This is a genomic window from Conyzicola sp. (assembly GCF_046714715.1).
In the GTDB taxonomy this organism is placed as follows: Bacteria; Actinomycetota; Actinomycetes; order Actinomycetales; family Microbacteriaceae; genus Conyzicola.
The window spans coordinates 1-8,455 of record NZ_JBKKAD010000019.1; the positions used below are offsets into that span (position 1 = coordinate 1).

Here is an 8,455-nt window from a genome sequence, read left to right on the forward strand (position 1 = left end):
ACGAGCACGCGGTCGTGCGTGATGTCTTCGATGCGCCAGCTGGTGGCGCCGAGCGCGAACACGTCGCCGACGCGCGACTCGTAGACCATCTCCTCGTCGAGCTCGCCGACGCGGGCCGCCTTCTCGCCCACCATGAAGACGCCGAAGAGCCCGCGGTCGGGGATGGTCCCTCCGGATGTCACGGCCAGCCGCTGTGCGCCGGGGCGCCCGGTGATCGTGCCGCCCACGCGGTCCCAGACGATGCGGGGGCGCAGCTCGGCGAACTCGTCGCTGGGATAGAGGCCGCTCAGCAGGTCGAGCGTCGCGACGTAGGCGCTGCGGGGGAGGGTCGCGAACGGCGCGCTGCGGCGAACGGTCTCGAACCACTCCTCCACACCGAGCGGCCCGAGCGCGACGGCGGCGACGGTCTGCTGCGCGAGAACGTCGAGCGGGTTCGCCGGAACGGTGATCGCCTCGATCTGGCCCGAGAGCATGCGCTCGGCGGCGACGGCGGTGTGCAGCAGGTCGGCGCGGTGCTTCGGGAACAGCACGCCCTTCGACGTCTCGCCCACCTGGTGGCCGGCGCGGCCGATGCGCTGCAGACCGCTCGCGACGGAGGGCGGCGATTCGACCTGCACGACCAAGTCGACGGCACCCATGTCGATGCCGAGTTCGAGCGAGCTCGTGGCGACGACGCAGCGCAGTCGCCCGCTCTTGAGGTCGTCTTCGATGCCGGCGCGCTGCTCTTTGCTCACGCTGCCGTGGTGCGCGCGGGCCAGCACGGGCGCGGCGCCCGAGGTGGAACCTGCTTGCGCCATCATCTGGGCCGGAATTGTCGCTGTGCGCTGGTTGAGTAGGCCGCCCGCGGCCGTATCGAAACCTTCGTCGCCGGGGTTTCGATACGCTCCTTCGTCGCTACTCAACCCGCGGGCGACCGCTTCCCGCTCTTCCGCGATCTCGTTCAGCCGTGCCGTGAGGCGCTCGGCCAGCCGCCGGGAGTTCGCGAACACGATGGTCGACCGGTGCTCGAAGATCAGGTCGACGATCTTCTCTTCGACGTGCGGCCAGATCGAACCCTGCGGCTGGGCGCCCGCGGCCGAGCCCTCCATCGCGGGCGCGGCGCCGAGCTCGGTCATGTCTTCGACCGGAACCACCACGGTGAGGTCGAACTTCTTGGTCGACACGGGCTGCACGATCGTCACCGGCGACGTTCCGGCGAGGAACCGCGCCACCTCTTCGCGCGGGCGCACCGTGGCGGAGAGCCCGATGCGCTGCGCGGGCTTCGCGAGCATGGCGTCGAGCCGCTCGAGCGAGACGGCCAGGTGGGCGCCGCGCTTGGTCGCCGCGACCGCGTGCACCTCGTCGACGATGACGGTCTCGACGCCCATGAGCGTCTCTTTCGCCGCGCTCGTGAGCATGAGGTAGAGCGACTCGGGGGTGGTGATCAGGATGTCGGGGGGAGTGCGCGCGAGCACTCGCCGGTCGCCGGGGGTGGTGTCGCCCGACCGCACCCCGACGGTGACCTCGGGGGCGGCGAGACCGAGGCGTTTGGCGGTCTGCGTGACGCCCACGAGCGGGGCGCGCAGGTTGCGTTCGACGTCGACGCCCAGCGCCTTCAGCGGCGAGATGTAGAGCACCCGGGTGCGGTGCAGCGGGTTTTCCGGCGGCGGCATCGAGGCCAGCCGGTCGATCGCCCAGAGGAACGCCGCGAGCGTCTTACCCGATCCGGTCGGTGCCACGACGAGGGCGTGGTTGCCGCTCGAGACCGCCTCCCAGGCACCGAGTTGGGCGGCTGTCGGCTCGCTGAAGGCACCGTCGAACCACTCCCGGGTCGCCGGGGAAAACCTGCCGAGCACGTCGCTCATCCGTCCATCTTCTCCCGAGCCGCCGACATCCGCTGACTCGCCCGGTGGTGAGCGACGGATGCTCCGCTATGGGTAACAATGGAGCATGAGCTCCGTAGGCACCCCAGATCCCAATTCCGGCTGGCTGTCAGAAGAGGAGCTCGCCGAGACCCGGCGTCGTCTCCCCCTCCTCTATGTCGAGGCGATACCCGTGCGCGTCGACGGACTGGGGCGGGTTATCGAGGTCGGCATGCTGCTGCGAGCATCCCTCGAGGGCGCGATCACCCGCACGCTCGTCTCCGGGCGCGTCATGTACGGCGAGACGCTGCGCGACGCTCTGTTCCGCCACCTCGAGAAGGACCTCGGCCCGATGGCCTTCCCGCTGCTGCCCGCCAGCCCGGTGCCGTTCAACGTCGCCGAGTTCTTCCCGTGGCCGAGCGACAGCCAGTTCACCGATGCCCGGCAGCACGCGGTCGCGCTCGCCTACGTCGTGCCCGTGACCGGCACCTGCGAGCCGCGCCAAGACGCCCTCGAACTGACCTGGATGACCCCGGCCGAGGCCGTTTCGCCCGGCATCTCGGCCGACATGGAGGGCGGCCGCGGCGCGCTCGTGCGCGCGGCGCTCGCCTCGGTGGGCGTGCTGCCCTAGCGGCTCATCCGGATCTCGGGCAGGTCGGTGCCGAAGAGCGACCCGATCCTCCGCCGGGAGTCCGGCCCGAATCTATTGCGACGATAGAACTTGTGGGCGGCGCGGTTGCGTTCCGAGATCCAGAGGTACGTGGCATCCGTCTCGGCCGCCAGCAATTCGCTTCCGATGCCCGACCGCTGAAATCCCGGCGCGACGTAGCAGAAGTACACCTCGGTGAGCTCGGTGAAGCCCTCGTCGCGGCCCGGACCGAAACCCACGAAACCGACGACATCGCCGTCGACCTCCGCCACGTACTGCGCGTACTCCTCGCCGCGGGTCACGAACCGCTGCCACAGCTGCGCCATCACGGCGGAACTGAGTTCGGAGAGGATGTCGGGCGGCAGAACATCGGCGTACAGCTCGCCCCAACACTGGGAGTGCAGCACGCCCAAGCGGTCAGCGTCGTCGAGTGAGGCGCGGCGGATAACCGTAGTCATGAGCAAATGTTAGTGGTGCTTGCGTCTCGAGGGCACCACCCAAAATGGGCCCCGCCCCGACCCGCCCTCTCGGGTGGGCGGGGCGAGGCCCATCGAGGTGGCTATCAGCCCTGGGCGCGACGGCCCTGGCGACGGGCGCCACCGGCCTGCTCGGCGTAGCCGGAGTTGCCGCCGGTCGAGGTCGAGTAGGTGCGAGGGGCGGATGCTGCGGCAGCGGGGCGACCGCCGGTTGCGCCACCACGGCGCGCGCCACCCGCGGCACGGCCGGCGGCGGCGGGTGCGCCGGCTGCTGCAGGGCGACCGTTGCGGTCGCGGCGGGGGGCTGCGTCGCCGCCACCCTCACGGTTGGTGCGCTTGCGCTGGGCGTTGGCGCCCTGGCTGCGTCCACCCTGGCTTTGCCCGCGAACGGGCTCGGCGGCGCGGGGCTGCGGCTTCACGTATTCCGCGACCTCGCCGATGAGGGCGGTGACGGCGGGCGAATCCGCGGTGACGCGCTGCGGCGTGACGGTGATGGCGGCCTTGCGCAGCAGCTGGGCGGTGTCCTTGCGCTGCTCGGGCAGAACGAGGGTGACGACCTCGCCTTCCTTGCCGGCGCGGGCGGTGCGGCCCGAGCGGTGCAGGTAGGCCTTGTGCTCGGCGGGCGGGTCGACGTGGATCACGAGCTCGATGTCGTCGACGTGCACACCACGGGCGGCGACGTCGGTGGCGACGAGAACGCGGCTCGTGCCAGCGGCGAAGGCCGCGAGGTTGCGGTCGCGGGCCACCTGCGAGAGGTTGCCGTGCAGGTCGACCGCCGGGATGCCGGCGTCGGTGAGCTGGCGGGCGAGCTTCTTCGCGTGGTGCTTGGTGCGCATGAACAGGATGCGGCGGCCCTGGCCCGAGGCGAGCTTCTCGATGAGCAGGCGCTTGGCCTCGACCGAGTCGACCTCGAACACGTGGTGGGTCATGGCGGAGACGTGGCTGGTGGCCTCGTCGACCGAGTGCAGCACCTCGTTATGGAGGTAGCGGCGAACCAGCTTGTCCACGCCGTTGTCGAGGGTCGCGCTGAACAGCATGCGCTGTCCCGACGAGGGCGTCTTGTCCATGATGCGGGTCACGACGGGCAGGAAGCCGAGGTCGGCCATGTGGTCGGCCTCGTCGAGGATCGAGATCTCGACCGAGTCGAGGTTGACGAAGCCCTGCTTCATGAGGTCTTCGAGGCGACCGGGGCAGGCGACGACGATGTCGACACCGGCCTTGAGGGCCGCGACCTGGCGCTGCTGGCTGACGCCACCGAAGATGGTGGTCGACTTGAGGCCGTAGGCGTCGGCGAGCGGGGTGAGCGCGACGGTGATCTGGGTGGCGAGCTCGCGGGTCGGGGCGAGGATGAGCGCGAGCGGACGGTTCGGGCGGCGGCTGCCGCCGGCGAGCTTGCCGGCGAGGCGCGCGACCATCGGGATGGAGAACGCGAGGGTCTTGCCGGAGCCGGTCTTACCGCGGCCGAGAACGTCGCGGCCAGACAGGGTGTCGGGCAGCGTATCGACCTGGATCGGGAACGGGGCGTCGATTCCCTGGGCGGCGAGGGCCGCGACGAGGGGAGCCGGAACGCCGAGCGCGGCGAAGGAGTTTTCTGACATGAAGGTGTTGGTGCCTTTCGGGCATCAGCCGGTTGAGTAGGGCGCTCTAGCGCCCGCGTCGAAACCGGACAGAATGGCGAAGGTGGCGATGGCCACATCCGTTCGCCGGAGAAAGTTTCTACGAGCCCTGTGCTTCTGATCGGCACGGGCGAGAAGAGGGAGCGTTCAACGACGCAGGGAGTCCGTCATGGACTCGCAAGTGCCTTAACGCTAGCACACCCCGTTTTTCGCCCGCCGAATCCTGCCCGGCTGCCAAATGAAGGAGATTTCGCTCGTGAGGGGCGCGCATCGCAGCGAACGTGTGACTCGTCCCCTAGTTCTCCTTCATTTGGCAGGCGGGCGGCATCTGGCAGGAGGGTGGGGCGGATGCTGCGGCCCGCGTGATGCGCCGGCCCCGTGTCATCCGCCCACCGCATCCGACCGCACCCCGTGCCAAATGCAGGAAATCTCGCAGCGGAGGGCCGCGCATCCCCGTAAACCTGTGACTCGACGAGGAATCTCCTGCATTTGGTACAGGGGCGCCGGGTCAGTGCGAGCCGAAGTAGCGCTCGCCCACCGGGATCTCCACCGGCACGCGGTTGCCGGGCGGCGCGAGCGGGCACGCCCACGCCGGGTCGTACGCGCACGACGGGTTGTAGGCGAAGTTGAAGTCGAGCACGAGCGACGTCGCCGACGACTGCAGCAGCGCGCCCTTGATCGAGTCGACGAGGTAGCGGCCGCCGCCGTAGGTTCCGCCGTGTCGGCCGGCCAGCGCGTCGCGCACCGGGATGAACAGCCCGCCGCCGTAGCTGGTGAGCCGCCAGACGTCGAGCGAACCGACGCCCGGAACCACCGCGATGCCGAGCCGGTCGAACGGCACGATGCCGTCGGTTCCGGTCTCGAAATCGAAGTGCGCCGGTTCGGCCTCCTCGATCTCGACCTCGAAGCGCCAGGCCGGGTCGTACGGTTCGACCGGCAGGCCGGTGAAGCCCGGAAGGTCGGCTTCCATGACGGGAGTGGACGGATGCTGCGCGAAGAGCCGATCGCGCTCGGTGCGCCACACGGCGTGCCCCTCGGCGGGGTCGGGGGTCGCGCGCACCCGCTCGTAGAGGGCGAACACCTGACGGCGCCAGTCGGCGACTTCGAGAGCGGTCATGCTCTAACGCTAGCTCGCGACCCAGCCGCGCGTGAGGTGCTGCACCGCGGAGCCGTCGAGGTCGGAGTACTTGGTGCCGACGAAGGCCCGCGCGCCATCGGAGGTCTGCGAGCGGGCGGGAGGCGCATCCGCGACCAGCACCGCGACGATGGCCGCGGCGGCGTCCGCCGACGACTGGGCCCTCGCGAACGACGAGCCCGACGTCGCGAGGTAGGCGCCCAGCGCGGGACCGTACGCGCCGGCCTCGGCGACCATCTTCGCCGACGACAGACCGATGTTCGGCACGAACTCGCTGGCGACCGCCCCCGGCTCGACGACCGACACGCTAACGCCCACGGTCGCCGCGACGGGAGCGAGCGACTCCATGAAGCCCTCCACCGCGAACTTCGCCGCGCAGTAGGCTTCGCTGAACGGCTGCCCGACCGCGCCGCCGACGCTCGTGACCGTGACGATCCGGCCGCCGCTCGCGCGCAGCAGCGGCATCACGGCCTTGGTCACGGCGACCACGCCGAAGAAGTTGACCTCCATCACCTGGCGCACGTCGTCGAGGGTCTCGTTCTCGATCGTCGCGACGTGCCCGGCACCGGCGTTGTTGACGAGGGCGTCTATGCGCCCGTGGTCGGCGATCACCGAGGCGACGCAGGCCTCGATGGAGGCGGCGTCGGTGACGTCGAGCTGGCGGATGTCGACGGTGACGCCGTTCGCGGACGCCGCGTCGCGCAGGGCGCCGGCCTTCGCGAGGTCGCGCATGGTCGCTATGACGGTGTGGCCGGCGGCGGCGGACTGCAGCGCGATCTCGAGTCCGATTCCGCTGGACGTGCCGGTGATGAGGGTGATGGGGGAGGTCATGCGTCCGAGGCTACGCCCGTGTCGGCGGCCGCATGTCGGGTGTGCGCGGTGCCTACCAGTCGCGGGCGAGACGCGTGATCGCGGCCGCCCGCCACTGCCAGAAGCACCAGTAGGCGACCCAGAGCAGGGGCGTGAGCGCACCGGCGTCGAACTCGAGCTGGTCGCGGTAGAGCGTGCGGCCGTCGGGTTGCGCCGATACCGCCATGCGGTGGTGCCAGTGCTTCGTGAGGGTGAGCGGCCAGCTGAGCCCGCGGCCGGTGTCGTGCACGATGCGCACGACGGTGGGGCTCTCGTGCTTGCCGTGCACGTGGTCCAGGCGACGCTCGGTGCGGATGTCGATGATCTGCTCGCCGGCGGGCACCACGCCGAACGCCTTGGCCGCGACCCGGTGTTCGCCCTCGCTCCACGTCTCCGCGAAACCGCCCGGGTCGAGCGAGGCGAACACCATCAACGGCTCTGACACCTGACGGAATACCGCGGGACTGCGCAACGCCTGCCACGCGGCATCCGGTTCACAATCGAGCACGAGCTTCAAGAGAACTCTCATGCGACCAGTCTGCCCTCGTGCTGCGGGAATTCAGGGTGCCCGCGTAGCGTTTCGACTCGTAACCCCTAAGGAGCTCACATGAAGGCAGTACTGGGCGATGTCGTCATCGCCGAATCCCCCAAGGAAGACCTGATCTCGATCGAGGGCAACTGGTACTTCCCGCCGTCGAGCGTGAACAGCGAGTATCTCGTCGAGAGCGCCACCCCGTACCACTGCCCGTGGAAGGGCGACTGCCAGTACTTCTCGGTGAAGTCCGGCGACACCCTGCTGCAGGACCGCGCGTTCAGCTACCCGAATCCCCTCCCCGGCGCATCCGATCGCGTCGGCAAGGACTTCGCCAACTACGTGGCGTTCTGGAAAGACGTGCAGGTCGTCGACTAGAAGACCGTCGTCGAGACCTCGATGAGCCACGGCCCGTCGACGCGGCTCCAGCTCGAGACGTCCTCCGACTCGTCGTAACGGCCGCGGTCGAGACCCAGGGCCTGCGCCCATTTGCGGCAGAGCGACACCGGGTCGGTCACGTGCTGCGGGGGTGCGCCGAGAACGACGATCTCGCCGTTGTCGATGCGCACCCTCCACTCGAGGCCGGGGAGCCCGCTGTCGTCGCCGACCGCGGAGACGCCCTCGGTGATCGAACGCGTGAAGAGCGTGTTGAGCCAGCCCGGCGATAACGTCTCGGCGGCAAGAGTCGACATGGTGAGCCCCTTCGAAATCCCAACGAAAGAATCAACCGAGGTCTGGGGCTGCGTCTGCCGATAAGACTACGGCCAGTCGCGCCCGGAGTCACTCCCCGGGAGGCTGCGTTCCGTTCAGCAGTCGGTGGGTGCGCACCTTGGTGCGGTTGCCGCACCGTTTCATCGAGCACCAGCGGCGGTTGTTCGAGCGGGATTCGTCGTAGAAGACGAGTCCGCAGTCCTCGGCAGCGCAGAGCCGGATGCGGGCGCGCTGCTTGGGGGTGAAGAGTTCGACCGCCTCGCGCGCCATCGCACTCAGGGCCTGCCCCGGGCGGGCGCGGGTGCGCCCCGCCTGTCGGGATCCGCCGGCGAGCGCGGGCGGGATGTCGGGGGTCGCGGCGAACAGGTTGATGACGTCGACGTCGTCGGCCGCGGGGTCCTCGCCGCGACCGGCGGCCGTCGCGCTGCGGGCGATCGCGTCGCGCAGGGCGAGAGCGTCGGTCAGATCGCGCTGCGCGGCGGGGATCAGCTGTTCCGGAAACCGGCCCTCCAGCCACGACGCGAGATCGTCGGCCGAGTGCAGCGTCTCCCACGCCGGGTTGTCGCCCATGGCGCCGGAATAGGCGAAATCGAGGGGGAGCGCGCCCGAATCGAACCACCAGCGGTGTCCGTCGCCGGAGCCGAAC

The 8,455-nt window shown here is 69.9% G+C and carries 10 protein-coding genes; 2 read left to right on the forward strand and 8 right to left on the reverse strand.

Annotated features, from left to right (window positions below; genetic code table 11):
- The coding region (locus ACLQ6X_RS02050) for a DEAD/DEAH box helicase (RefSeq protein WP_411698499.1) at nt 1-1,844 on the reverse strand (1,844 nt) is incomplete at its 3' end.
- 85 nt (nt 1,845-1,929) lie between these two features.
- Between ACLQ6X_RS02050 and ACLQ6X_RS02055 the strand changes: the two genes are divergently transcribed.
- Nucleotides 1,930-2,472 carry an NUDIX hydrolase family protein gene (locus ACLQ6X_RS02055; RefSeq protein WP_411698500.1) on the forward strand — a complete coding sequence of 181 codons (543 nt, stop codon included), beginning with the start codon at nt 1,930-1,932 and terminating at the stop codon, nt 2,470-2,472.
- Here the strand turns inward: ACLQ6X_RS02055 and ACLQ6X_RS02060 are convergent.
- The 5 genes from ACLQ6X_RS02060 to ACLQ6X_RS02080 all read right to left on the reverse strand — a co-directional run bounded on the left by ACLQ6X_RS02060 (nt 2,469) and on the right by ACLQ6X_RS02080 (nt 7,095).
- Nucleotides 2,469-2,948, reverse strand: coding sequence for an N-acetyltransferase family protein (locus ACLQ6X_RS02060; RefSeq protein ID WP_411698501.1), 480 nt, complete (start codon nt 2,946-2,948; stop codon nt 2,469-2,471). The two genes, ACLQ6X_RS02055 and ACLQ6X_RS02060, sit on opposite strands and share 4 nt — an antisense overlap.
- 104 nt (nt 2,949-3,052) lie before the next feature.
- The gene (locus ACLQ6X_RS02065) at nt 3,053-4,564 is read right to left on the reverse strand and encodes a DEAD/DEAH box helicase (protein ID WP_411698502.1); all 1,512 of its coding nucleotides are present in this window, start codon (nt 4,562-4,564) and stop codon (nt 3,053-3,055) included.
- Between the two features lie 526 nt (nt 4,565-5,090).
- On the reverse strand, nt 5,091-5,699 hold the full coding sequence (locus ACLQ6X_RS02070; protein WP_411698503.1) for a DUF1684 domain-containing protein: 609 nt from the start codon (nt 5,697-5,699) through the stop codon (nt 5,091-5,093).
- 9 nt (nt 5,700-5,708) lie between these two features.
- Nucleotides 5,709-6,548, reverse strand: coding sequence for an SDR family NAD(P)-dependent oxidoreductase (locus ACLQ6X_RS02075; RefSeq protein ID WP_411698504.1), 840 nt, complete (start codon nt 6,546-6,548; stop codon nt 5,709-5,711).
- Nucleotides 6,549-6,600: 52 nt separating this feature from the next.
- Complete coding sequence (locus tag ACLQ6X_RS02080) at nt 6,601-7,095, reverse strand: hypothetical protein (protein WP_411698505.1); 495 nt, start codon at nt 7,093-7,095, stop codon at nt 6,601-6,603.
- A 78-nt stretch (nt 7,096-7,173) separates the two neighbouring features.
- Between ACLQ6X_RS02080 and ACLQ6X_RS02085 the strand changes: the two genes are divergently transcribed.
- Nucleotides 7,174-7,476 carry a DUF427 domain-containing protein gene (locus tag ACLQ6X_RS02085; protein WP_411698506.1) on the forward strand — a complete coding sequence of 101 codons (303 nt, stop codon included), beginning with the start codon at nt 7,174-7,176 and terminating at the stop codon, nt 7,474-7,476.
- On the opposite strand, the gene ACLQ6X_RS02090 is transcribed toward ACLQ6X_RS02085, so the two are convergent.
- Nucleotides 7,473-7,790 (reverse strand): hypothetical protein, encoded by a 318-nt coding sequence (locus ACLQ6X_RS02090; RefSeq protein WP_411698507.1) that lies wholly within the window; start codon nt 7,788-7,790, stop codon nt 7,473-7,475. The two genes, ACLQ6X_RS02085 and ACLQ6X_RS02090, sit on opposite strands and share 4 nt — an antisense overlap.
- A gap of 88 nt (nt 7,791-7,878) precedes the next feature.
- Nucleotides 7,879-8,455 (reverse strand): CGNR zinc finger domain-containing protein (locus tag ACLQ6X_RS02095; RefSeq protein ID WP_411698508.1); only part of this gene is annotated, 577 nt, incomplete at its 5' end.